Origin of the sequence: Singulisphaera sp. GP187, assembly GCF_900129635.1 — a bacterium.
GTDB lineage: Bacteria > Planctomycetota > Planctomycetia > Isosphaerales > Isosphaeraceae > Singulisphaera.
Genome location: NZ_FSRB01000003.1, coordinates 974,119 through 998,876, shown reverse-complemented (window position 1 = coordinate 998,876; position 24,758 = coordinate 974,119). Strand labels below are relative to the sequence as shown.

The window sequence follows — 24,758 nt, the reverse complement described above, 5'->3', positions numbered from 1 at the left end:
CGCCAATCGGGCGATTCCCATCCTTTGAGTTGACCGGTTGCGCAGGTCAGGGGACCGGGCGAAACGAACCTTAGCAAAGGATGGATTTTGGCTCAAGAGCAATCCGCCGGTTGCCGACGCGTACGCGGCGGGTCAGATCAGAAGAGGACGGTGGCCAATTTCCGCTGATAGTCGCCCACGATCTCCGCAGACCCGAGGAGTTGGAACACCGCGAGCATGGTCTTTCGGGCCGGTTCCCCGACTCCCTTGCGGTCGCGCTCGACCAACTCGAGGCAGAGGTCGAGCGCCGCTTCATATTGACCGTCGGCGGCAAGCGCTTCCGCCAGCGCGAGCTTGAGGGCGAGATCCTTGGAGTTGGCCTCCACCGCGGCGCGGGCTGCCTCGACCCCACCCGTCGCCTGGCCTTGACCGCGGAGGGTGAGCTCGGCCTTGACTTTCTCGGCTTCCGGCTCGAGGAATCCCCGGCGCTCAAGGTCGGCGATCAGCGCTCGCCCCTCGTCCAGACGAGCTTGGGCAAGCAACGTCCGAGCCAGCCCGATCTTGATCACCGGGTCGTTGGGGAGCGCTTCGAGGGCCGTGCGATACTTGGCCTCTGCGGCCTGGCTATCGGTCGACTCCAGCGCTTTCGCCTCTTTGATCGCGGCTTCCGCCGGCGTCGGCATCAGGCGGTCGAGGAACGCTCGGATCGCGGATTCGGACAAGACCCCCACAAACGAGTCTCGCACCCGGCCATCCACCAGGCCGAAGACGGCGGGGATCGAGCGGACGCCGAAGGCGGAGGCGACCTGGGTCAATTCCTCGGTGTTGGCTTTCACCAGGAGGAACTTCCCGTCGTATTCCGCCGCCAGCCGCTCGAGGATCGGTCCGAGCGTGCGGCAAGGGGCGCACCACTCGGCCCAGAAGTCGACCACCACCGGCTGTTCCGAGGAACGCTCGATCACGTCCTTCTCGAAGGTCTCGGGAGTGGTGTCGATGACGTAAGGCGTGTTTGTGCTCATGAATCCCAGTCTACCAAGTCAGAGCGGCGGGGAATAAGTGTGAAGCGGTCTTGAACGCTGTCCGGAATTCTGGGATCAAGTCACCGGCGTCGCGCGCCCGACCGCGGCGGGAGCGACGGACGCCGATTGCAGGATGGTGGTCGTGAAGGGAAAAAAAAGGGCGGTCGATGCCATCCTGATCGCGCCGGCCCCATCTCGTAAAAAACCAAGGCGAACCCGCGTTCGCCACCCAGGAGCGGTGATGGCCTACAAGGCAATAGTCATTCTCATCATGAGCGCCAGTCTCAGCGTCGGCGCGAGTTTGACGCAGGCGGCCGAGCCGACCGAGGTCCTGACGATCCGGCTGGTGCATCCCGACCGAGAGCTCCAACGGCTGCTCGCGCTCTTCAAAGGGGCGCGCGTCCCCCACCCCGCCGCGGCGCTGGCGGCCTGGAAACGGGCGACACGCGACTTTCAAGGGTTCGCCAAGGCGAGCGAGGCCGCGATCGCCGCGCTCAATCCGGGGATGATCCGCGAGTTTCGCCGATTTGACGGCGCGCAGATTGGCCTGGGGCTCGACCCGGAAGCCGGACACCTCCGCTGGTATGTCGTCGCCCCCAAGGACGACGGGGCCCTGGCCGCACTGACCACCGCGATGACCCTGACCGACGGCGGTCCCGATTCTCCTTATCTTGACATGCGGGTCGACCGTCTCGGCCGGCCGGGTGCCCCCCTTGCCCTGCGGATTCCGGGCAAAGTGGCGATCGCGGGCTCGCGGGCCGACCTCCCGTCGGCCTTGGCTGCCGTCAATGTCATCCGGGACGCCGAACCCTCCGAGACGGCATCCGGCTGGGTTGTCAACTTCAACCCCGAGGCGCTCCCGTTGGCGGGGTCGGCCACGGGGCGTCGGATCCTCGAAGCGATCCGGGCAAGCGGTTGGCGAAGCCTGGAGGGAAGAGCCGGGATCGAGGGGGAGGCGGTTGAAGTCGCGATGACGGGGGAACTGACGATTCCACTCGGCAACTCGATCATCGAGCCCAGTTGGCTCGACTGGATTCCGGCCTCGGAGGTGATGGCGGCCAGCGTCTTCTCGATTGACTCGAGTCCGCAAGCCTGGGATGCGCGGTTTGCCTGGGCCGATCGCGTCGAACGCGCCGCGCCGGGGAACGAGTCGGTCGCGCCGTTGCGGACGCGGCTGAACTTGCTCTCCTTCGGCACCGGGGTGAAGCCCGAGGTCGACCTCTTTCCCCAGGTTCGGGGGGTCACCGCCTTTGCCACGTCCGGTCCGAACGGGGACGTCGCCGCGATCGTCCTGGCCGTCCACGTCGCCGACGCTCAGATCGCCGAGCGGCTCGCCACGCAATTCGTTCCGCGCGTGGTGTCGGTCGCCACGGGATCGAAGCTCGCGCCGCGCGACGAGGAGGGGCAACTCCTCGGCATGGTGCTCGATCAGCCGATCGTGCTAGCCCAGCGCGGGTCGACCCTTCTGTTCGGGTGGGGCAAGCCCGCGCTCGCGGCCAGCCTCTCCGCGAAGGACGATCCCGCTCGGTCGGCCGGAACCACGGTCCGCGCGTTCTGGGGGACCCTCCCGTCGCACCGTGTGGGCGCCGTCTGGCCCGGCCGGCTCGGCAACCCGCTGCTCGCGGACGCCCCGCCGGTCGCCTGGGTCGGCCGGAACGAGACCAAGGTGACGCGCGACGTCGTCCGCTGGGACGGGCTTCGGAGTGTCGTCAAGCAATTCCTCGAACGCGTGCCGCTCGAGACGTTCGTGAATCCGTCGAGCGCGGCGCAGTAAGCCGATCGGAACTGGGCACGAGGGTAGCCTCTGAGGATTCCTTCGGAGTTGACCAAGTGCCCCACCGTTCGATCTGATTGAGAACGACGTGACGCCCGTTGCCCGTTTCGCCCGCTCCGCTCCGATCAGGAAAGACGATGAAATCGAAGACCCCTCCGCGCCTGATCGACCTCCATACCGACTGGATCTTGCAGTACGCGCAGGAGACGACCGTCTTCGACCCCGCGCTCTACCCGGGCGTGCTCGGTCGCCTGGGTCAGTCCGAGGGGTACTTGCAAGGGACCTGGGTTGCGATCCTCTCCTGTTACCGCAAGGCCGAGGACTGGGCGAGCCAGACCGATCCCTGGGGGGCTCTTGACGCCTTGCTCACGCGGATCGAGGCGGAATTTCCGGGCCGGCTGTTGATCGGCCCCGAGGATCTGGCCCGCTGCCTCGATGATCCGGAGGGCCTCTGCTGGGGCCTGATCGGCATCGAGGGCTTCGATGCCTTGGTGCGCGGCCCGGAGGATCTCGGCCGCCTGCCTCGCCTGTTCGAACGCGGGGTCCGGCTGTTTCAGCCGGTCTACACGGCGACCAGCGTGCTGGCCGGGTCGTCGGCCCCCGGCGACGAGCGCGGGCTCACCGACCTCGGACGCACCTTTCTTCAGACCCTCGCCGACCTGGCCGCCGCGCCGAGCGGCCCCCGCCCGGTGTTCGACCTGGCCCATCTCAACCCGAGGGCGGCCTCCGAGGTGCTCGCCTGGTTCGAGGCCGACCCGGAACGCGCCGCGCGGTTGCTCCCGGTCTACAGCCACGGCACGTTGTGGCACGCGGCCTATGACAGTCCTCGAGCCATCACCCTCGAGAATCTGACCCGGCTCCGGGCGTTGGGGGGAGTGGTCGGGATCAGCGTCAGTCCCCCTTTCTTCACCGCGGCCGACCAGATCAAGGCGGTGATCGAGACCACCGCGTCGATCCCGTTCCAGGGCCGACCCGGCCCTGACGGAATCGCCATCGGCACCGACTTCCTCGGGGTGGACCAGACCCTGCCGAGGCTGGGGACTGTCGCCGAGATCGTCGCCTGGCTCACCGCCTCGTTCGACGCGGACACCGCCACCGCGCTGATCCAGGGGAACGCGTGGGGCCTGCTGACCCGGGTCGTGAGCGCAACGCCGAGGGACTGAACCCGTGCCCGCCTCACCGAGGTCCCTGCCTAAATGGCAGCCAGCCGTGGCCAGGGTGTCTCGATCGGCAGACCAAGCGGCGAGTCGAATCCTGGGGCGGACGTCCTAACTCATTGGTCATCAATGAGTTGAGAATCGATTTTTCTGAAGGCACGTCGCTTGCATACTCCCGGGCATGTCATCTAGCGCCTGCATTCGCCTGCTTTAGTGGGCGGATGTGTCGGTTGCGAGGGTTCTCGGGGTTGCCCGAGGCTTTAGGTTGCACTGCAAGGAGACCGGACCGATGAATCTCAAGCCGTTGGGCGATCGCGTGGTGGTCGAGCGAGAAGAAGCGAAGGGGACGACCGCCGGGGGGATCGTGCTGCCCGACACCGCCAAGGACAAGCCGCAGAAGGGGAAGGTCCTCGCCGTGGGAGATGGGCGGATCACCAAGGACGGCAAACGCCGCGAGCTGCAGGTCAAGGTCGGCGATCAGGTCCTGTTCACGTCCTACGCGGGGGACGAGTTCAAGATTGAAGGGGACCAGAAGGTTCTCCTGATGCGTGAAGACGACATCCTGGCGGTCATTGACTGACTGACGGACCGCGGAAGCACCCACCTCCTAGACCTGTGACCCAATCCAATCGAAATATCCTGAGAGGGAGTGACTGATTCATGGCTGCCAAGATGATCGCGTTCGATCAGGACGCCCGGCAAGCGATGCAGCGCGGTGTGGCGAAGCTGGCCCGCGCGGTCAAGGTGACCCTCGGCCCCCGCGGCCGTAACGTCATCATTCAGAAGTCGTTCGGCTCGCCCACGGTCACCAAGGACGGCGTCACCGTCGCCAAAGAGATCGAGCTGGAAGACAAGTATGAAGACATGGGCGCGAAGATGGTGAAGGAGGTCGCCAGCAAGACCTCTGACGTGGCCGGCGACGGCACCACCACCGCGACCGTGATGGCCGAAGCGATCTACAACGAAGGCCTCCGGGCCGTTGTCGCCGGCGTCAACCCGATGCTCATGAAGCGCGGGATGGACAAGGCCGTGTCCGACATCGTTGAAGAACTCCACAAGCTGAGCACCAAGGTTTCCAGCACCAAGGAAACCGAGCAGGTGGCCACCGTGGCGTCGAACTTCGACACCGAGGTCGGCAAGATGATCGCCGAAGCGACCGAGAAGGTCGGCAAAGACGGCGTGATCACGGTCGAAGAGGGCAAGTCGCTCAAGACCGAGGTCGAGTGGGTCGAGGGGATGCAGTTCGATCGGGGTTACCTGAGCCCCTACTTCGTCACCAACCCGACCACGATGGAGGCGGTCCTTGAAGACGCCTACGTCCTGATCTACGAGAAGAAGATCTCGTCGGTCAAGGACCTCGTCCCGGTGCTCGAGAAGGTCGCCCAGACGGGCAAGCCCCTCTTGATCATCGCCGAAGACCTCGAAGGCGAAGCGTTGGCGACCCTGGTCATCAACAAGCTTCGTGGCACCTTCCGGTGCGCGGCCGTGAAGGCCCCCGGTTACGGTGATCGCCGCAAGGCGATGCTCGAAGACATTGCCGTCCTGACCGGTGGCAAGCCGATCTTCGAGGCCCTCGGCCTCGAGCTCGAGAACGTTGCGTTGACCGACCTCGGCCAGGCCAAAAAGGTCCAGGTCGACAAGGACAACACGACGATCATCGAAGGCTCGGGCACGAGCGACGCGATCAAGGGCCGGATCGAAGCGATCCGCCGTGAGATCGCCGAGACCAAGAGCGACTACGATCGTGAGAAGCTCGAAGAGCGGCTGGCGAAGCTCGCCGGCGGCGTCGCCAAGATCAACGTTGGCGCGGCGACCGAGAGCGAGATGAAGGAGAAGAAGGCGCGCGTTGAGGACGCCCTCCACGCCACTCGCGCCGCCCTGGAAGAAGGGATCCTCCCCGGTGGCGGAGTCGCCCTGCTTCGCGCCGCCAAGACGGTCAAGTCGACCGGCCTCAACCCCGACGAAGAGACCGGCTACCAGATCATCGTCCGCGCCTGCTCGGCTCCGATCCACCAGATCGCTCAGAACGCTGGGCAAGACGGTGGCGTGGTCGTCAGCAAGGTCGCCGAAGGCAAAGGCAACTTTGGCTACGACGCCCTCAAGGACGAGTACACCGACCTGGTCAAGGCCGGCATCATCGACCCGACCAAGGTCACCCGCTCGGCCCTGCAGAACGCCGCGAGCGTCAGCATCCTGCTGCTGACCTCCGACGCCCTCATCGCCGACGCCCCCGAAGACAAGAAGCCCGCGGCCGGCGGCGGCCACGGCGGTTACGACGACATGTATTGAGCCGAACCCCTGCTTCACCAAGCAGGGTCGACAATACCGAATGCAGAAAGGGGAGCCGGATTCGTCCGGCTCCCCTTTTTTTGTTTGATTCCAGCCCGCTCACCTCAACGGTGAGCGGGGAGCTTATCGCTCCCTGTCCCTCTCGGCGAAGCCGCTCCCTGTTGCACCCCGGCAGGAGCTTCCTGGGACCGCGGGCGGGTCGCCCGCGGTCCCAGGGAGGGGAGCTTATCGCTCCCTGTCAGGGGAAGCGCGATGGAGTCGACCCAACGAAAGGGAGCTCACACTCCCCGCTCGCCTGGAAATCGAAAATGGAGACAGATCTCCCATCGCGGCCAGCCGCTGGAAATCGTCGTCGGAGCCTTCAGTTCTCAGCAGCGTGCTCCGGCTCGATCGGATTTCCGTGAGGGTCGATGAGTGGGCCACCGGTCGCGGCGACGTGGAGCCCGTTGGAGAAATGAATGACCCCCGGCGAGGTCATCCCGCCCGAGAGGATCGCCTGCAAGGCCTGGTTCACCGACCAGTCGAGGTTGGTCACCGACTCTTCGGGAACATGCAAGGTAAACCCGGCCGGAGGCATGACCCCGGTCAGGACGCAGACGCAGAGGATCGTCTGGTTGGTGGTCGGGTCGGTCAGCGTGTTCGTCACAAACGCGAGGGCCCGCATCCCGGGGTGGGGGAACTCGACCAGGACCACCCGCTTCGACGGGCTGCTCTGCATCTGGTTGCTCAGCGACTGGGCCACGTTCGTCAGCGCCTTGTAGATCGTGGTGACGACCGGTACCCGGAGCAGAACCCAATCGACTGCGCGGAGCAAGGACGAGTGGACGAGCAGTCCCAGAACATAGAGGAAGCAAAGGACGACGACGACCCCGAGAAAAGGGGCGACCACGTTCTCCCACCAGAACGGCGGCGGGCCATTTTGAAACAGTTTGGCGGTGAGCCTGCCCGTTGGGAGCAGAACAATCCCCTGGATCGTCGAATAGAGCCAGTAGACGATCCAGAGGGTCAGGGCAATCGGTAGGGCCAGAATGAGGCCGGTGAGGACGCGCGTCCGGATCGCCTTGACCATCGCCTGCATTGCCCCAATCTCATTGAGGTGGTCGTTCTTGGCTTCAGGCAGCGGGGGAACGGGCATAAGTCTCGGCTCCGGGATCAGGACGATTTGCTCGGACTATGGTGACAAGTTAGTCGCCCCGACCTCGCTTGACAATCGGGCCACGCGAACTCAACCGCGTTGGGCGGGCGCTCGCCCGGTGGGCCTCGAATGGTTACACTGGATCCAACGTGGTGGTCGCTCGCGTTGTGGCTCGAACCGGGCCCTCGAGACCAATACGGAAACCGGACCGAGATGTGATGTCTGATCAGACGAAAACGGTCGAGATCGGGGGCGTGACGCTCCACCTGAGCAATCCCGACACCACCGAGCAGGGCTGGATTGGCCAGGACGCGATCCTCCACCAACTGCTGGCTTGCTGGCTGGTGGTCGATCCGCGCGACCGACCCCTCTCGCCGCGCTTGCTCGGCCCCCCTGGGATCGGCAAGACGACACTGGCGATGGCCGCCGCCCAGCGCCGCCAGCAACCGCTCTACATCAACCAGTGCACGGCCGACACCCGGCCCGAGGACCTCCTGATCACTCCGGTCCTTGCCGAGAGCGGCAAGATCGCCTACCACGCGTCCCCCTTGGTCTCGGCCATGCTGACCGGTGGTGTCTGCGTGCTCGACGAGGGGAACCGGATGAACGAGAAGTCGTGGGCGAGCCTGGCGCCCCTGCTCGATCACCGCCGCTACGTCGAGAGCGTCGTGGCCGGGGTGATGATTCCCGCCCACCCCGACTTTCGGGCCTGCGTCACGATGAACGAGGATGAGTCCACCTACGAGGTCCCCGACTACATCCTCTCGCGGCTCCAGCCGACCCTGAGCTTGGGCTTCCCGAATCGTGACGATGAGATGGAGATCCTCAAGTATCACCTGCCGTTCGCCCAGGTCGAACTGCTCGCCCTGACCGTCGAGTTCCTCCAGCAGGCGCACGCCCTCAAGCTCGACTTCTCACCGCGCGACGGCATCAACCTGCTCCGCTACGCCCTGAAGCGGATGGCCCAGGACCCCACGCACCCCCTCGGCCGGGACGAAGCCTGGCGCGAGGCCCTCGTTTGCGTTCTGGGAGAGGAAGCCGCCGACCTCGAGGACCTCGCCCGCCGCAAGCGCCGCGCGATGGGGGGCCAGCACGCGCCGATGGGCCTTGGCGACCTCTTCTTCGGTCCCGAGGATCCGCTCCACCCCGATGCGGATGATGATGACGAGGATGACGAGGAAGAGGACGAAGACGAGGATTTTTGATTCGATGCGGGGTGGGCCTGCTCACCCTCTGGAATTTTGAGCCAGCTCGCCGACCATGACGCCACCCAGACCCACGTCCGAAGACTTCCTGCGGATCGGCCCGCGCGTGCGCGTGCTGCCGATCATCCACGGCTCGGGCGACTTCGCCATCCGGGTCCGCGAGGAGTTGCTCAATCGCCACTACGACTGCGTGGCGGTGCCGCTGCCCCCTTCGTTTCAGGATGACGTCGAGGAGGCCATCGAGCGGCTCCCCGCCATCTCGGTCGTGGCGCAACTCGACGCCGATCCCGACGACGCCACTCAGGGATTTAGCTATGTGCCGATCGACCCCTGCCAAGGGGTGATCGCCGCGCTTCGGGTGGCGATCGGCGAGCGCATCGCGCGGGCGTTCATCGACATGGAGACGCCTCGTTTCGAGGCGAAGACCGGGGTCTTCCCCGACCCGTACGCCCTGAAACGGGTTAGCCCCGAGGGCTTCGCGGCGGCCATGTTGCCCGCGATCCCACCCCCCTCCCCCGGCCAGCACGCCGACCGGATCGCCTGGATGGCCAGCGAGCTTCGCGCTTTGGAAGCGAGGCATCGCTCGATCCTGTTCGTCACGTCCCTGCTGGACTGGCCCTGGATTCGGGATGCCTACGTACGCGGCCTCGAGACGCCGGAGCCCGACCCCTTCTTCTCGCCGGTCCAGACCTTCGCCGCCGACCCGGCGACCTTGATTTTTCTGCTCGGCGAGTTGCCGTTCCTGACTGGTCTCTATGAGCGGGGCCGTCGCGAGCTCGAGCCCGACGATAATCTCTCGGTCGATGGCGTCAAGGAGATGGTGCTCCAGGCCCGCGACCGCTTGAAGGTGCAGTTGCCCAAGGTGGCGCAACGGGTGACGCCCCAGTTGCTCTCGATTTTCTTCCGTTACGTGCGCAACCTCTCGCTGATCGAGCGTCGGCTGACCCCCGACCTCTACTCGCTGATCATCGCGGCGAAGCAGACGGCCGGCGATGATTTCGCCCTGGCGCTGGCCGAGACGGCACGTGAATATCCCTACATGACCGCGAACGCCAAGGTGACGCGATCGGAGTCCGGCTCGTCGTCCGAGACCGGCGGGTTGTTGCGGATGGGAGTCGACCAGGCGGACGTGCCGGGCTGGGGCACCGCGCGGATGGTCAGTCGGCTGTCGGGGCAAGCCCTGAGCTGGCGGTCCTGCGAGTTACGCCCGCGCCCGCCTGAACGCGACCGACAAGCGTGGAAGCAGCGCTGGAACCCGTTTGGGATGTGCTCGTGGCCCCCGGAAGACGATCGGATCGAGAGCTTCCACCGCCACGTCCGCGACCAGGCCCGGGCCATCCTCGGGGCCGACCTCGCCCGGTCGGAGAAGTTCACCTCGAGCGTGATGGACGGGATCGACATCCGCGAGACCCTCAGGAACTGGCACACCGGCGACCTCTATGTCAAGGTGATCCCGCCGAGCCGGGGGACGATCGAGGTGGTCGTCTTCCTGTTCGACGTGCCGGCCGATCCACAGATCTACACCAATCGCGCCACCTGGTACGCCGAGCACTCCGCGGAATCGACGCTGGCGTTCTACGCCACCGACCACATGAAGAACATGATCGGCCCCGGGATCGCCCAGGCCGAGTACGGCGGTGCTTTCTTCCTGTTCCCTCCGCGCCCGATCGTCGACATCTGGGACGACCCGCGGCTCAACTTCGCCGACACGCTCGAGGAACGCCTCCTTGCCGGGGCCTTCCTGCATAGCAAGGAACGCCACGTCGCGGTCGTGAGCGAGCGGCCGCCGCTGGCCTCCTGGCGACGGCTGGCCCGGCGTTACGGTCGCAAGATCGTCCCGCTCCCGCTCCACCGGTTCGGCGGCCAGCTCATCGAGCAACTCCGCCGGTTCCACGTGCTCAACGGTAAGACCGTCCGCTCATTCGCGGCCGACTTCATCCGCGATTCCTGATGGATGGATCGATCGATCGGCCGCATCCCACCGACCACTGACCCGGACTGCGAGGACCGCCGAGATGACGACGTTGATCCCGCTGCTCGCGCTGCTGGCCTTGGCCGACCAACCAGGAACGGCGACGGTCGCCTTCGAGGCGCCCAAGTACGGCGTCAAGGCACTGATCCCCAAGGATTGGCCGATCGCCGCTCGCGAGGAGGAAGACCGCGTCTTTGTCGCCTTGATCCGCCAGGACGATCCCGAGCGCCCGGGCGTGGTGGCCTGCGAGCTCGGCCTGGCCCCCGAGAACCTCGACGAGTACCGGACCCGGATCGACGGCAACGCCAAACGCGCGGGACCGGCCGGCCGCAAGCTCGCGCGCAACGAAGTCGTCAAAGACAAGGACCCGAAGCGGGACCGGCTCGAGACCATCTGGGAGTTCCGGCCGCGCTCGGGGGGCCTCTGGCGCGAGCTCAGCGTGCGGATCTTGGCGAATCGGCAAATGTATACGTTTACGCTCAACGTGGACGACGCCACCTACGCGACCGCCCGGCCGCTTTTCGATGCCTTGGTCGCCTCGATCGAGCTCTCCGCGCCCAACACCGGGGCCGACCTGCTCGAAAAAGCGACCAACCGCTGGGTTCAGCGTGAGTTCAAGTTTGCAATCGACCTGCCTGAAGCCTGGCGGCCGGTACTCGCCCCCAGCGAAGTGGCCCTCTTCTTCGCCAATGGGCCGGCCACGGGGATCTGGTCCGACAACGCCCTCGTCGTGGCGCAGCCGCACGGCGCTCTGGATCTCCAGACGCTGGTCAAGGAAGTGCCCGATCAACTCCGCAAGGTCGAGCCCAATTGCGAAGTCCTCTCGTGCGAAGTCGTCAAGCAGGGGAAGCTCGACGCGCTGGAGACCGTGGTTCGCACCCAGCGCGGCCCGTTCTCGATGACGATTCTCGAACGCCGATTCCGTGGCGGCCGGTTCGACTACGAGGTGAAATACACCCTCGAATCCAAACGGTTCGACGCCCTCGCCCCCGCGCTTCGCAAGAGCCTCGACAGCTTCGGTGAAGTCCCCGGCAGCGTCCCCGCGGCAGCCGATAAGTCGTCCTGATTGTTCCTCCCCCAGGAATGGCAATCACCAATCACCTAGGACGTATGCTTTCTTGTAGGGTGGGCACGGCCCACCACGCCTTTTCTCGAAGGACAGACTTCAACCTGCCACCCACCACCTCGAGGGACGGCGGTCTGAAGCCGTCTCTCCAAGGTTAACACCGCCGCATATTCCCATTGGGCATCGTCCACCAGGCCGATTGGCCGATTGGCCGATTGGCCGATTGGCCGATTGGCCGACGGGTTGGCGTGAGTTGGTGATCGCTCACCCTCAAGGACTAAACTGTCGTGGCGGATCAGCAGTCCGAGTTCAGGGCACTGGATAGAGGTTGACGCCAACGGCGTTGGCGGCTGCCTTCAGTTTTCCGTCAAGACTGGCGAGAGGTAAACCGCGTAGGATCGCCAGCACGCATAGCTGTGCGAACTGGGTAACCATGGCGGGAGCGCAGCGACCTACACACAGGCGGGCCGTTCGCCCGGCGCCGACCGCTCCAGCGGTCGTTTTGGGGCTGCAAACCGTCACCGCAGGCGACCGTGGCGAAGCGGAGCGTTAGCACTCGGCCGGCAAAGCCGGGTTGCCTGAGGCAGGCAACGGCACGCCTGCTGGCGTGTTATCGCCAGTTGATCAGGGTGAGTGGATAGCCAAGCTGCTGGATGCGCTGGAAATGGGCGGTATTGCCCGTCACCAGCTCCAGGCCGCGATTGAGGGCAATGGCAGCGATCATCGGGTCAGCGGTGCCAATGGACTGCCCGGCGCGTTCCAAGTCGCCAGCGATACGGCCAGCTAACTCAGCAGCGGGCTGATCGAAGGGGAGGATTTCTTGCGCCGCGATGGACGCAAGGAAGGTTTGGAGCCTGCGGGTAGAGAGCGTTCGCTGGAAACCCCGGACGATTTCCATGACGGTGATTGAGGAAATCGAGTAATGCCCGAAGGAACGGCGGTATGTCCTGCCGTTGCCGATGACAGCGGGGTCGATTCCTTTGCCGAGTTCGGAGAAAATATCCGTGTCGATCAGGGCCTTATTCAACGGGTAAGTCCCGCCAATTCTCTTCGCCCCGCTTGCGGTAGGCGTCAGCGACGATTTCGTCCATTTCGCCGGCGGCTTCGCGCATTGAACCGATCACCGGATCGTCGTCAAAATCGGCGGATCCGTGCTGGGGGCGGTTCTCAAGGTCACGCAGCAACAAGCGGGCGGCTTCGGCCATCGCTTCGTCGAACGATGAGAAACGCCCGCTATGGACGGCGGCTTCGATCGAGGATTCGAGTTCTTTGGGCAACTGGATGGTCATGGTGGCGGCTCCCTTCAAACGTCTAGATTGTCACGATCGGCAAGATTTGCCAAGCCGTCGCTATGCACGCATGCCACAATCCGGACGCCGTTGCTCTCTTTCTAGAATTCATTAATGACTGGAGAGACGGCGTGCCAATTCCCATTTCGCTCAACCGTCCTTGGATTCCGTCGCCGGTGGCTTCGACTCCCGGACTGCGAATCGGAGCGATTGCATGAGCATGAAGAGGACCAGGAGCGGCGGGATCGCATAGGCGATGTACAAGGTCCAGTTCCAGCCCAGGGCCGGGCCCGTGAGGGCGGCGGGTAAGGCGACCATGATCCCGAGCAGGAGCATGCAGCCGGTGGAGGTCATGACGCTCTTGAAGTTGTTGGCCTCGCTGATCTCCTCATAGTGGAGGTCGACGGTCCGCCCGCGTCTGAGGCTGCGGGTGGTGGCCTCGGCGAGTTCCATGGCCCGGGTGCCGTCGAGCAGGTTCGGGCGGGCGTCGCTCCCGGCCATCAAGCGCTCGAGGACCGCCAGGATCGCGGCGTGCGGATCCCAACGGTCGAGTTCGGTCACGCGCTCCTCGCCGCCCGAATTACGGCGGATGAGGCGGGCCTGTCCTGTCAGAGTCGACTCATATTCCAGGGTGAGCGACCCTTGATCGCCCGAGACGATCAGCCGCGCGGGCTCGGCCGGGCCGGCCACGATCCGAACCTCAGCGCGGCGTGCTTCGGGGCCGCGAAGCTGGACGACAAGGCTCTGGTCGGGCCATTGGCCGGGGGGATCGCCGGTGCCGGTCACGGCCTCGACCTCGCCGAGCAGGGACCGAACCAGGTCGACGGTTCGCGAGAAGACGTGGCGGGTGAGATCGCCGTCGCCGGGTCCGGCCGACGACTCGTGGCGGATCCCTCGGAAGACGCCAAGCTCGCGGTTCTCGAGGGCGCGGCGAAGGTGAGCGACCCCGGGATGGAGCCGCGCGGGGAGGTCGGGAACGAGCACCGCGCCGGTCTCTGCCCGACTGAGGGCGACCTGGTAATAGGCCTCGGAGTCGTCGCCCGGGGGATGGAGGCAGATCGCGGGGAGCCCGACCGCGGCGACTCGACGGAGCCACTCGACCCGGACCTCGAAATCCCCCCCCACAAGCACGGCCTCGACCCCGGCCAATGCGAGCGCATCGTCGAAGTCGCGTGGTCGGGTCACGTCCGCGAACTCATCGAAGCCGGGGAAGGCGGCCCAGAGCTGATGCTCGGCCTGGCGCTCGATCGCGTTGGCCCAGGCCTGTTCCTCGGCCCCATCTCCCAAGATCAGGAAGTTCATCGTTTCATGTGCATCCGCTTGAACCCGGGTTCGCCGCCTCGGTCTGATGGTCCTCATCATAGCCGAGACGCCCCGAGGTTGACATGGGCCGAACCAGGCGGGATTGACCGGACCGATCGGCCGCGGTGATAATGGCTAAGCCCGGGCACGGCGGTCGCCGTATCGCATGCGAGCTTGTGTCCGAAACGCCACATGGCAGAGGATTTGTGTCGGTGATCACGCTCGAGAACTTCGCCGAGGTCGCCACGCGGTTTCGGGGCGCCTACCTCGCGGTCGGTAATTTCGACGGCGTGCATCGCGGCCACCTGCATCTGCTCCGTCAGTTGCGTGCCAAGGCCGAGGCCGCGGGAACCGACGCCATCGCCCTGACGTTCGATCCCCACCCCGTCGCCCTCCTCCGTCCCGAACAAGCCCCGATCCCGCTGGTCTGGATCGAACGCAAGGTCGCGCTCTTGAAAGAGGCGGGGGCCCACGAGGTCGGCGTCTTCAAGACCGGTCCTTGGCTGCTCGGCCTGACGGCTCGCGAGTTTTTCGACTGCGTGATCGTCGGACAATTCGGCGCACGAGGGATGGTCGAAGGCCCCAACTTCGCCTTCGGTCGCGATCGAGGCGGCGATGCCGCGCTCCTCGCGAGCTGGTGCGAATCGGCGGGCCTCGACTTTTCGATGGCGGGGTCGACCAAGGTCGACAATCAACTCGTCTCCTCGTCGCGGATCCGCCGCTGCTTGCAAGAGGGACGCGCCGATGAGGCCGCCCATCTCCTGGGTCGCCCCCATCGCATCCGAGGACTCGTAACCCATGGCGCGGGCCGAGGCGCCGGGCTCGGGTTTCCGACCGCCAACCTCGACGAAGTCGATACCCTGATCCCGGCCGACGGTGTCTATGCCGCCCTGGCCCACCTTGAGGGCCAGCCGAGAACCTGGCCCGTCGCTTGCCACATCGGACCCAACGTCACGTTTGGCGAGCAGATCCGCAAGGTCGAGGCCCATATCATCGACTTCGAGGGCGACCTCTACGGCCAGACCGTCGAGCTCGACATCCTCCAGCAACTCCGCTCCACCCGCCCCTTCGCCAACCTGGAAGAACTGCTCGCCCAGATCCGGGCCGACGTCGAGCAGACGCGGCGGATCTGTGGGGAGCCAGAGTGATCACCACCGAAAACACGGACGGACTGAGCGTTATTTGAACCGAGCCGCGCACGCAGCGCAGCGGAGTCAGTGCTTGCAAATTGAGGTGCCGTGATGCCCGACGAGGCCAGAACGCTGACTGCGCTGCGTCCGCGGCTCGGTTTAGGCGAGGATCATCCCCGGTCGTGGTAAAGGAGTGGTCAGACGCCTATACGGCGCTTCGACATGGCCATGAGGGCGGGTGCGAAGCGTGCGGAAGGTGTCTGCAGCGGGGACGAAGGTCTCGCCCTTGAGGGAACGGCTGATCATCTCGATGATCGGAACCGGTAGATCGGAGAGATTGCCGAGGGTCTCGTGTTTGACCTTGCCGTCCTGTCGAAATGTGCGTCGGAGGTAATAGTTGGTAGAGGTGACACCTTTGACGGTGCTCGTGATTTTGGCGACATGAACAGTGTGTGGTTTGTGTACCATACTGAAGGATTACGAGTCACCCCGAGTGGCGTCAAGGGTTCCTGTAAATTGTTTTTGGCTACAATTTGAAGTTGAAACTGCAGTGAAGTCTTTCACGAAAAGCAGGTTGCGTCAAAAATCGGTCAGGAACTCCGGTCTAAATTCGCTCCGTCCCATTTTGATTTTTCCGAGCAAGTTGGCGTCGGCCGGGGCACACCTGCTCATCGCGCCGAGTCCCCGCCAGCGGCCGTCCTCGCCGGCTTGAGGGTGAGCATCCGTCGTGCCTGGGGTTGCCGGTGGAAGGACGACGGTCTGCCCGGCGAAGACGATGATTTTTCCCAGGGATGGCGAAGGATTTTTTTTCACTCGACTCGAGGTGTTCAATAAATGACGTAAGCGCATTATGTAAGAAACTACTAGGTCATCATTTCAAATCGGCTTCCCACCCGATTTCGGCCAAATCAGGGCGAATCTACCGGGGAGGATCTTGCAATCCCTCGTGGGACACACCTAAACTCCGACCTTGATGCGGAGCCGCATCGTCCGAAGACCATCCCGGCAGTGCAAGCCGGGATGGTCCCCTGATGATATGGCTACCTCTCGAATATTTCCCTCATCGACGATAACCGAATCTAAATGGCCCCTCGTGTCCCACCCCCGGGCCGCCCTTGTGCGCCGCCGGGCTGGGCTCCCCCCACGTGAGGACTGCACTGTGCGACGCCCCCGCCGCCCGGCTTCCCGCCGTATTGACCGATCGCGCCATGGCCTTCCTCCCCTGATCCAGGCCTTGGAGGTCCGGCAACTCTTGACGGTGCCGACGGTAGACTACGGCCCCTACAGCAACGGCTCTGAGACGCAAACCGGGCCAGCCGACACCGCCGCCTTCCATTTTTGGATCGTCAATGGAGAAGGCCCGGTAACGATTTATTATACCATCAGCGGTACCGCGACGGAGGGCTTGGACTACCAATCCATAGCACGTAGCGTCACCATTCCTGGCGGTTCGAGTGATGCATATGTAGAGATCACCCCGATCGATGACGCATTGGACGAGGACGACGAGACTGTCGTGCTGTCGATCGAGCATCGCCCCAACGACTATTTAGTCCAACCGAGCGCCCCGAGCTTCTCGGTCACGATCCACGATAATGATACGTCGGAGCCACAGCCGGCGCAAGTCCGCATTGAGGCAACCGACCCCAAAGCGGCGGAGCCCGATAACACGACCCAGGCCAATCCGGACAAGGGCCGGTTCACGATCACGCGCACCGGCGACACCTCGAGCTCGCTGACCGTCGAGTATACCGTCAGCGGGACCGCGACGGCCGGCACCGATTACACCGCGCTGGCGGGCACCGTGACCATTCCGGTCGGGCAGACCAGCGTCACGATCGACGTCACTCCCAAGCACGACACCTTGAAGGAGTTAGACGAGACGGTCAAGGTGACCCTCAAGCCGCGGCCCAGCTATGGCTACACCGTGGTCGGCAATCCGGCGACGGTCACCATCGCCGACAACGATAGCAACCGCGGCCGGCCGACGACGGACAACAACCGCGATCGCGACAATGGGCCCATGGGCCCGATGTCGCCCTACGACCAGCCGCCGATTAACATTGGTGCCCCCCCCTGTCCTACCCCCGGCATCAACCCGCAGACCGGGCAGATGGACTACTCTCCCTCGGGCAACGGCCAGCCCTTCTGCGAGGCCCCCCGACCGGACTACTCGAACCACACCAATCCCCATCCGATCGTCTCCGTCGAGTGGACTCTACCGGACAGTGGCCCCGTCCCCGACAAGATCGTGGCCACGCTCAACTTCGGCGGCATCGTCGGCACCCCGATCCACTACAGCACCGCCGGCCTGGTCCCCGGCCAGACCGTCCTCTTCGTGATGCAGGTCAACGCCTCGGCGCTGCCCACCGGCCACTATGACTACGCGATCGACCTCGAGGCCTCCTTCGGCTCAGAGCTCTCCACCTACACGATCACCGGCGCGAGGGAGATCTTCAACCGGATCGACAGCCCGTACGGCAATCGGTGGTGGATCGGCGACCTCGACCGGATCGTCCCCGCCGCCGGCGGCGTGGCGCTGATCCGCGGCGACGCCACCGCCGGCTGGTTCGCCGACGACGGGGCGGGCGGCTACATCACCCCGGAGGGGAGCTCCTCGCGGCTGGCTCACGCGGGAGCGGGCGGATGGGTCCTGACGCACAAGGATGGCGGCCGGAGCGAATTCAACGCCAGCGGCCTCCTCACGGCGCGCGTCGATCGCAACGGCAACGCGACGACCTATGCCTATGTCGACGGCGACGGCGACGGTGTAGCCGGAGAGCTCGGGCAGGCCACCGATCCCTACGGCCGGGTCGCCACCTACACCTACAGCGGCGGCCTGTTGCAGGCGATGCGCGACTACGCCGGCCGAGTGACCACCTACGGCTATATCGGCCGCCGGCTGACGTCGATCACCCAGGTCGACCCCGACGGCGCCGGCCCGCTGACCTCCTCGGTCTCGACCTTCGCCTACGACGACAACGGCCTGATGACCGCGAGCCACGACGCGACGGGCCGGGTCACCACGTTCACCTACGACCCCTCCTCGCTGAGGGTGCTCTCGATGGCCCGCTCCGGCCTCGATGCGCAGCAGGTGACCCCGATCGCGATCCGGGGGCTCGTCGACCCCACGACCGGTGTGGGCACCGCGGCCAACCCGGCGCCGATGGCGCTGCCCAGCGCCGCCAAGGCCACCGTCGTCGACGCCACCCACCGCACCACCACCCTCACCACCGACCGCTTCGGCTACGTCACCGAGGAGGTCGATCCCCTGGGCAACGTCACCCAATACGAGCGGGACGCCCACGGCCGGGTCCTCAAGATCACCGGGCCGGACCCTGACGGCCCCGGCGGCCCCCTGACCGCGCCGGTGACGACCTTCGCCTACGACGGCCGGGGCAACCTGACCGGCATGACGTTGCCGGACCTGTCCACCCGCGCCTGGACCTACGACCCGACGTTCAGCCAGCCGTTGAGCTACCGCGATGAGACCGGGCAAACCACGACCTACACGCTCGACGGCCGGGGCAACCGGCTCACCGAGACCGACCCGCTGGGCCGGGTGACGACCTCCAGCTACGACAGCCGGGGCAACTTGACCAGCGTCACCCGTCCCGACCCCGACGGAGCCGGCCCGCTGGTGGCGCCGACGACGGGGTTCGCCTACGACAGCAAGGGGCGTCTGACGACGATCACCTTGCCAGGGGGCGCCACGCAGAAGTTCGCCTACAACGCGGCCGACGACCTGATCCGGGAAACCGACGAGTTGGGCCGCATCACCTACTATCAGTACGACGCGATGGGCCGTCAGACCGGCACCACTCAGTCGGACCCCGACGGCGCCGGCACGGCCGACCCGGCCGTCTACCGGCCGAGCACCGGCCAGTGGTTGATCACCGCTCCCTCCGGCGCCCCCACCTCCCCCATCGCCTACGGCGGGTCCAACGACCTGCCCGCGGCGGCCGACTACAACGGCGACGGTAGGCCCGACCTCGCCACCTACCGGCCGAGCACCGGCCAATGGTTCTTCGCCGGTCAAGCCCAGCCGATCGCCTACGGCGGGTCCAACGACCTGCCCGCGGCGGCCGACTACAACGGCGACGGCACAGCCGACCTCGCCGTCTACCGGCCGAGCACCGGCCAATGGTTCTTTGCCGGTCAAGCCCAGCCGGTTTCCTTCGGCGGGCCCAACGACCTGCCGGCGCCGGCCGACTACAACGGCGACGGCACCGCGGATCTCGCTGTCTACCGGCCGAGCACCGGCCAATGGTTCATCGCCGGTCAAGCCCAGCCGATCTCCTTCGGTGGGTCCCAAGACCGGCCGGCACCGGCCGACTACAACGGCGACGGCACGGCCGACTTCGCCACCTACCGGCCGAGCACCGGCCAATGGTTCATCGCCGGTCAAGCCCAGCCGATCTCCCTCGGCGGGGCCAACGGCCGGCCGGCGGCGGCCGACTTCGACGGCGACGGCAAGGCCGACCTCGCCGTCTATCGGCCGAGCACCGGCCAATGGTTCATCGCCCCTTTCTCCGGCGTCCCCACCTCCTTCGGCCAACCCAACGACCTGCCGGCGGCGGCCGACTACGACGGCGACGGCAAGACCGACCTCGCCGTGTACCGGCCGAGCACCGGCCAATGGTTCATCGCCGGCCAAGCCCAGCCGATCTCCTTCGGCGGGCCCAACGACCTGCCGGCGCCGGCCGACTACGACGGCGACGGCAAGGTTGACCTCGCCGTCTACCAGCCAAGCACCGGCCAATGGTTCATCGCCGGTCAAGCCCAGCCGGTTTCCTTTGGCGGGCCCAACGGCCTGCCGGCGGCGGCCGACTACGACGGCGACGGCAAGGCCGACCTTGCCGTCTACCAGCCAAGCACCGGCCAATGGTTCATCGCCGGTCAAGCCCAGCCGATCTCCTACGGCGGGTCCCAAGACCGGCCGGCGGCGGCCGACTACAACGGCGACGGCACGGCCGACCTCGCCACCTACCGGCCGAGCACCGGCCAATTGTTCCTCGCCGGTCAAGGCCAGCCGATCTCCCTCGGCGAGCCCAACGACCTGCCGGCGCCCGGCAATTACTACGGCTTCGGGCAGGCCGCACCGCGGTCCTTCGCCACCTATGATGCCGCGGGCCGGCTGACGACCGAGACCGACCCGCTGGGGCGGGTCACCACCTACCAGTACGACACGGCGGGACGACTGGCGAGCGTCACGGCGCCCGACCCCGACGGCGCCGGCCCGCTCACCGCGCCGGTGACCCGCTACGGCTACGACGCCGAGGACCGCCTGACCAGCCTCACCGACCCGCTGGGCCGGGTCACCACCTCCAACTACGACCCGGCCGGCCGGCTCGCCTCGGTGGTCGGTCCCGACCCCGACGGCGCCGGCCCGCTGACCGCACCGGTGACCAGCTACGGCTACGACAACCTGGGCCGGCTGACGTCCACGACCGACCCGCTCGGGCGGATCACCTCCTTCGCCTACGACGTCCGCGACCGCCTGACCACAATCACCGCTCCCGATCCCGATGGCGCCGGCCCGCTCGCTTCGCCCGTGACGGTCTACAGCTATGACGCCGTCGGCCGGCCGACCACGGTCACCGACCCCCTCAACCGGGTGACCACCTCCGAGTACGACGCGGCCGGTCAGCTCATCAAGGTCACGGCACCCGACCCCGACGGCGCCGGCCCGCTCACCGCGCCGGTGTCACGGTTCACTTACGACAATCTGGGCCGGCTCGCGACCACCATCGACCCGCTGGGGCGGACCTCGACCTTCGCCTATGACCTGCGCGATCGCTTGACCACGATCACGGCCCCCGACCCCGACGGGGCCGGGCCGCTGACCGCGCCGGTGACCCGCTACGCCTACGACGCGGTCGGCAACCGCATCGCCGTCACCGACCCGCTGAACCAGACCACCACCTTTGCCTACGACCGCCTCGACCGGCTCGTCACGGTCACCGATCCCCATTCCGGCCTGACCCGCTACGCCTACGATGCGGTGAGCAACCGCACCGCCGTCACCGACCCGCTGGGCAAGACCACCACCTCCACCTACGACGGTCTCGACCGGCTCGTCACGGTCGCCGATCCCCGTTCCGGCCTGACCCGCTATGCCTACGATGCCGTGAGCAACCGCACCGCGGTCACCGACCCGCTGGGCAATCGCACGACCTTCAGCTATGACGCTCTCGATCGGCTCACGGCGATCCTCGACCCCCGCGGACTCGCCACCACGCTCGCCTACGACGCCGCCGACCAGCTCACCGGCGTCACCGATCGGCTCGGCCGCCGCACCGCATTCGCCTACGACGGCCTCGGCCGCCGCACCAACGAACGCTGGCTCGACGGCGCCGGCAACACGCTCCGGACGTTCACCTCGACCTACGACGCCGCCAGCCAGCTCCTCGGGGTCGCCGACCCCGACGCCACCCTGACGTTCACATACGACAACCTCGGCCGCCAGACGACCGCCTCCACCTCCGGCGCCGCCACCGGCCAGCCCGGCCTCACCCTCACCTCCGGCTACGACGCCGTCGGCAACCGCACCCGCCTGGCCGACGACCTCGCCGGCACTGGCTGGGCCGGCACCGGGGTCACCACCTTCGCCTACGACGCCCTGAATCGCCTCACCACGATCGCCCGATCGCTCGGGTCCCACGCCGGCCCCCAGGTCGGTTTCAGCTACGACGCCGACAGCCGGCTCACCGCGCTCACACGCACCCTCGGCGGCACCGGCACGGCCGTCAACTCCAGCTTCGGCTACGACGCGCTCGACCGGCTCACCACCCTGATCCACCAGGTCGCCGGCGGTGCGACCCTGGCTTCGTACACGTATGGCCATGACGCCGCCAGCCGGCTCACCACCGAGACCAACGCCGAAGGGACGCTCAACTACACCTATGACGACACCGGCCAACTGACCGGGGTCGGCGGGGCCCGCTCCGAAGGCTACAGCTACGATCTCAACGGCAACCGGACCCTGCCCGGCTACGTCACCGGCACCGGCAACCGCCTCGAGCAGGCGCCCGGATCGACCCTGACCTACGACGCCGAGGGGAACCTCACGGCCCGGACCGAGACGGCCACCGGCGCCGTGACCACCTACGCCTACGACCACCGCAACCGCCTCACCGCCGTCACCCGCAAGAACGCCGGCGGCACCGTCGTGATGCAGGCCACCTACACCTACGACGCGTTCGACCGCCGCATCGGCATTGTCGTCGACGCCGACGGCGCCGGGGCCGCCGCCCCCGTGCAGTCCTGGACGGCCTACGACGGCGTCAACCCCTACGCCGACTTCGACGCCGCCGGGACGCTGAAGACCCGCTACCTGCACGGCCCGGCCGTCGACATGCTCCTGGCTCGAACCGATGCCGCCGGGACCTCCGCGTGGTATCTGACCGACCGCCTGGGCACGGTCCGCGACCTGGCCAACACGGCGGGCACGGTGATCGACCACGTCGCCTACGACAGCTTCGGCCGCGTCACGGCCGAGACCAACCCGTCGGCCGGGGACCGGTTCAAGTTCACCGGTCGTGAGCTCGACACCGCGACGGGATTGCAGTACCACCGGGCCCGCTACTATGATGCGGCGCTGGGCCGCTGGACGCAGGAGGACCCGATCGGCTTCGCGGCCGGCGACACCAACCTCTACCGCTACGTCGGCAACGGGCCGACAAATGCCACCGACCCGAGCGGGATGGTGTCTTGGAGCCAGTGGTTAGGCGATACCCTGAACGTTGGCTGCGCCGCGGTGGCGGGTATCGGCCAGGGGGTCGCAAACGTCGCCAACAGCGGGACGGATGCCTTGATCGGGGTCGCGAACCTGCCGGCGACTTTCCACAACAACCTGATCACGCCTATTACTGGAGGGACTCGGAATTACTTCCCGTCGTACGACTGGAGTTACAATCTGGTCACCTCGGAAGATCCGGCCACCCATAGGGCGAGCCGGCGCGCCGGCGACGTCGGGGTGATTGCGGGGTCGCTGGCGTTCGGTGGTGCCGGTATCGTCCCGGCACTATCCTCGGGAGGGGGGGCGGCCGTCACCTTGAGCGGCTCCGGCACCCTGGCTGTCAGGCTGTCGCTGTCGGCCAGGAGGTTGGGGACGATCAGCGCGGGGGCGGCGCTCGGCCTGCTGGAGGGGGTGGGCGGCCTGAACCAGATGGCGATGTCGACGGCATCGGGAGGTGGCCTTAGCGGGGGTCCAGCGTGTCCTGCTCCAAACGGAACACGAAACCGGGGACCGAAGCTTGGGCAACAACAAGGGCGTGAGTTCCGCACCGATCAATTGGAACTCAACGAGTTCGATCCCAACCAGCCCAGCCACGTTAGGGGTTGGCTAGAGAACGAGCGGCGTCGGATCGCTGGAAGTGGTGGTGGGCCTAATTATCCAAGAAACCCGCCCGGGAATGTTCAAGCACATGGTCGTAACACACCCGCCAGAGAGGGCTTCGACTATTCCAATTCCAGGCTCCAGGGTTCGGACTTGAACAAGTTGGAAGAGCAAGTTCGTAGGCGTCAAGGCCGACCGTGAATTCACAGGGGAGGTGGAATGTGGAGGATAAAATCCTCGATTCGTTGAAAGCGGCCCGAGAAAGCCTGCAACTTGGGATGAGGCTGTCGAACCAAGGTTCGTATGCCCGGCGAGCGCCAAGCCCCGGTTCACTACCTTTTTTCGCAAAGGCACAGGAGCAGCTTGAAGAAGTTTTGACTGAACTTCCTGACAATCGGGAAGCGTTGGTGATGATGTCGCAATTAGCGGAGTGCCTCCTAACTTACGATAAGGCATTATCCTATTTGACTCGTGCATTCGACGCAGGTGAACCCAAGTCGAAGAAGTCGCTGAAGCGACTGGCCCTGCTTCGTGAGAATTCCCACGCATGGCGAGATTTGGGCCTGACCCCGGAGATGCTACGTGAACTAGCTGATCATTTGGAATCCGAAGGTGTAACCACCGACCACACAACTTTGCGGCTAACTCGGGATTGGCTAATGGAAAAACATATCGCAGATCCGGAATCAGTAATTGCAGCATTAGAACGGCGAGGGGCATTCTCGGATTTCCAGGTTCTCGCCAACATCTGTTATGGTTGAATATGGATGTGACGTTGCCGTCACCCCCCCCCCTTTAATCGCCCCGGCAGAGTGAAAAACCATGGCGGGGAAAGAAAAGACAGCCATGTAGGAATCGGTCAAAACGAGGGCGGGCAGCCTGGGGACGAAGTGGCCCCGTCCCGGCCAGGAATACTGGCGGTTTGTTCAGATTCCGGGGACGAACCGCGGGCCGATGGACCATCTCTGTCGCTGCAGATCACGCTCGCCACACTGGTCATATCAGGGGAGTGACCCCACACAGCCGGATCCGACGTTGGTGATCGGACAGAGCGCCACGCTTTAACCACGGCTTTGCGCCACGGGGACATTCGACGTTAT

Annotated in this window: 15 protein-coding genes; 10 read left to right on the top strand and 5 right to left on the bottom strand. The window is 65.8% G+C overall.

The window, feature by feature from the left end; translation table 11 throughout:
- Positions 1-137: 137 nt before the first annotated feature.
- Positions 138-998 carry a tetratricopeptide repeat protein gene (locus BUS42_RS39995; RefSeq protein ID WP_074317211.1) on the bottom strand — a complete coding sequence of 287 codons (861 nt, stop codon included), beginning with the start codon at positions 996-998 and terminating at the stop codon, positions 138-140.
- Positions 999-1,239: 241 nt separating this feature from the next.
- On the opposite strand from BUS42_RS39995, the gene BUS42_RS39990 reads away from it, so the two are divergent.
- The 4 genes from BUS42_RS39990 (at position 1,240) to groL (ending at position 6,218) form a co-directional block, all read left to right on the top strand.
- Positions 1,240-2,772: a hypothetical protein gene (locus BUS42_RS39990; RefSeq protein WP_074317208.1), complete on the top strand. Its 1,533-nt coding sequence runs from the start codon at positions 1,240-1,242 to the stop codon at positions 2,770-2,772.
- 137 nt (positions 2,773-2,909) lie between these two features.
- The gene (locus BUS42_RS39985; protein ID WP_074317205.1) at positions 2,910-3,935 is read left to right on the top strand and encodes a membrane dipeptidase; all 1,026 of its coding nucleotides are present in this window, start codon (positions 2,910-2,912) and stop codon (positions 3,933-3,935) included.
- 283 nt (positions 3,936-4,218) lie between these two features.
- A complete protein-coding gene (groES, locus tag BUS42_RS39980; protein ID WP_074317203.1) occupies positions 4,219-4,509 on the top strand; it encodes a co-chaperone GroES in 291 nt (96 codons plus the stop codon).
- An 80-nt stretch (positions 4,510-4,589) separates the two neighbouring features.
- Positions 4,590-6,218: a chaperonin GroEL gene (groL, locus tag BUS42_RS39975; RefSeq protein WP_074317201.1), complete on the top strand. Its 1,629-nt coding sequence runs from the start codon at positions 4,590-4,592 to the stop codon at positions 6,216-6,218.
- A 361-nt stretch (positions 6,219-6,579) separates the two neighbouring features.
- Here groL and BUS42_RS39970 read toward each other — a convergent pair whose 3' ends face one another.
- Positions 6,580-7,353 (bottom strand): DUF502 domain-containing protein, encoded by a 774-nt coding sequence (locus BUS42_RS39970; protein ID WP_074317199.1) that lies wholly within the window; start codon positions 7,351-7,353, stop codon positions 6,580-6,582.
- 218 nt (positions 7,354-7,571) lie between these two features.
- On the opposite strand from BUS42_RS39970, the gene BUS42_RS39965 reads away from it, so the two are divergent.
- The 3 genes from BUS42_RS39965 (at position 7,572) to BUS42_RS39955 (ending at position 11,596) form a co-directional block, all read left to right on the top strand.
- Positions 7,572-8,558 (top strand): AAA family ATPase, encoded by a 987-nt coding sequence (locus tag BUS42_RS39965; protein ID WP_143206692.1) that lies wholly within the window; start codon positions 7,572-7,574, stop codon positions 8,556-8,558.
- Positions 8,559-8,613: 55 nt separating this feature from the next.
- Positions 8,614-10,509 carry a hypothetical protein gene (locus BUS42_RS39960; protein WP_074317197.1) on the top strand — a complete coding sequence of 632 codons (1,896 nt, stop codon included), beginning with the start codon at positions 8,614-8,616 and terminating at the stop codon, positions 10,507-10,509.
- Positions 10,510-10,573: 64 nt separating this feature from the next.
- Entirely contained in the window at positions 10,574-11,596 is a 1,023-nt protein-coding gene (locus BUS42_RS39955; RefSeq protein ID WP_074317194.1) for a hypothetical protein, read from the top strand.
- A 610-nt stretch (positions 11,597-12,206) separates the two neighbouring features.
- Here BUS42_RS39955 and BUS42_RS39950 read toward each other — a convergent pair.
- From BUS42_RS39950 to BUS42_RS39940, 3 genes are all read right to left on the bottom strand, one after another.
- Positions 12,207-12,623 carry a PIN domain-containing protein gene (locus tag BUS42_RS39950; protein WP_074317192.1) on the bottom strand — a complete coding sequence of 139 codons (417 nt, stop codon included), beginning with the start codon at positions 12,621-12,623 and terminating at the stop codon, positions 12,207-12,209.
- Positions 12,616-12,885, bottom strand: coding sequence for a ribbon-helix-helix domain-containing protein (locus BUS42_RS39945; protein WP_074317190.1), 270 nt, complete (start codon positions 12,883-12,885; stop codon positions 12,616-12,618). The genes BUS42_RS39950 and BUS42_RS39945 overlap by 8 nt, the downstream gene beginning before the upstream one ends.
- Before the next feature lie 150 nt (positions 12,886-13,035).
- Positions 13,036-14,187 (bottom strand): Gfo/Idh/MocA family oxidoreductase, encoded by a 1,152-nt coding sequence (locus BUS42_RS39940; protein WP_074317188.1) that lies wholly within the window; start codon positions 14,185-14,187, stop codon positions 13,036-13,038.
- 212 nt (positions 14,188-14,399) lie between these two features.
- On the opposite strand from BUS42_RS39940, the gene ribF reads away from it, so the two are divergent.
- The 3 genes from ribF to BUS42_RS43370 all read left to right on the top strand — a co-directional run bounded on the left by ribF (position 14,400) and on the right by BUS42_RS43370 (position 24,419).
- Entirely contained in the window at positions 14,400-15,335 is a 936-nt protein-coding gene (gene ribF, locus BUS42_RS39935; protein WP_074317186.1) for a riboflavin biosynthesis protein RibF, read from the top strand.
- A 1,141-nt stretch (positions 15,336-16,476) separates the two neighbouring features.
- Positions 16,477-23,859 (top strand): FG-GAP-like repeat-containing protein, encoded by a 7,383-nt coding sequence (locus tag BUS42_RS39920; protein WP_159452359.1) that lies wholly within the window; start codon positions 16,477-16,479, stop codon positions 23,857-23,859.
- A gap of 20 nt (positions 23,860-23,879) precedes the next feature.
- The gene (locus tag BUS42_RS43370; RefSeq protein ID WP_143206690.1) at positions 23,880-24,419 is read left to right on the top strand and encodes a hypothetical protein; all 540 of its coding nucleotides are present in this window, start codon (positions 23,880-23,882) and stop codon (positions 24,417-24,419) included.
- Positions 24,420-24,758: the final 339 nt, after the last annotated feature.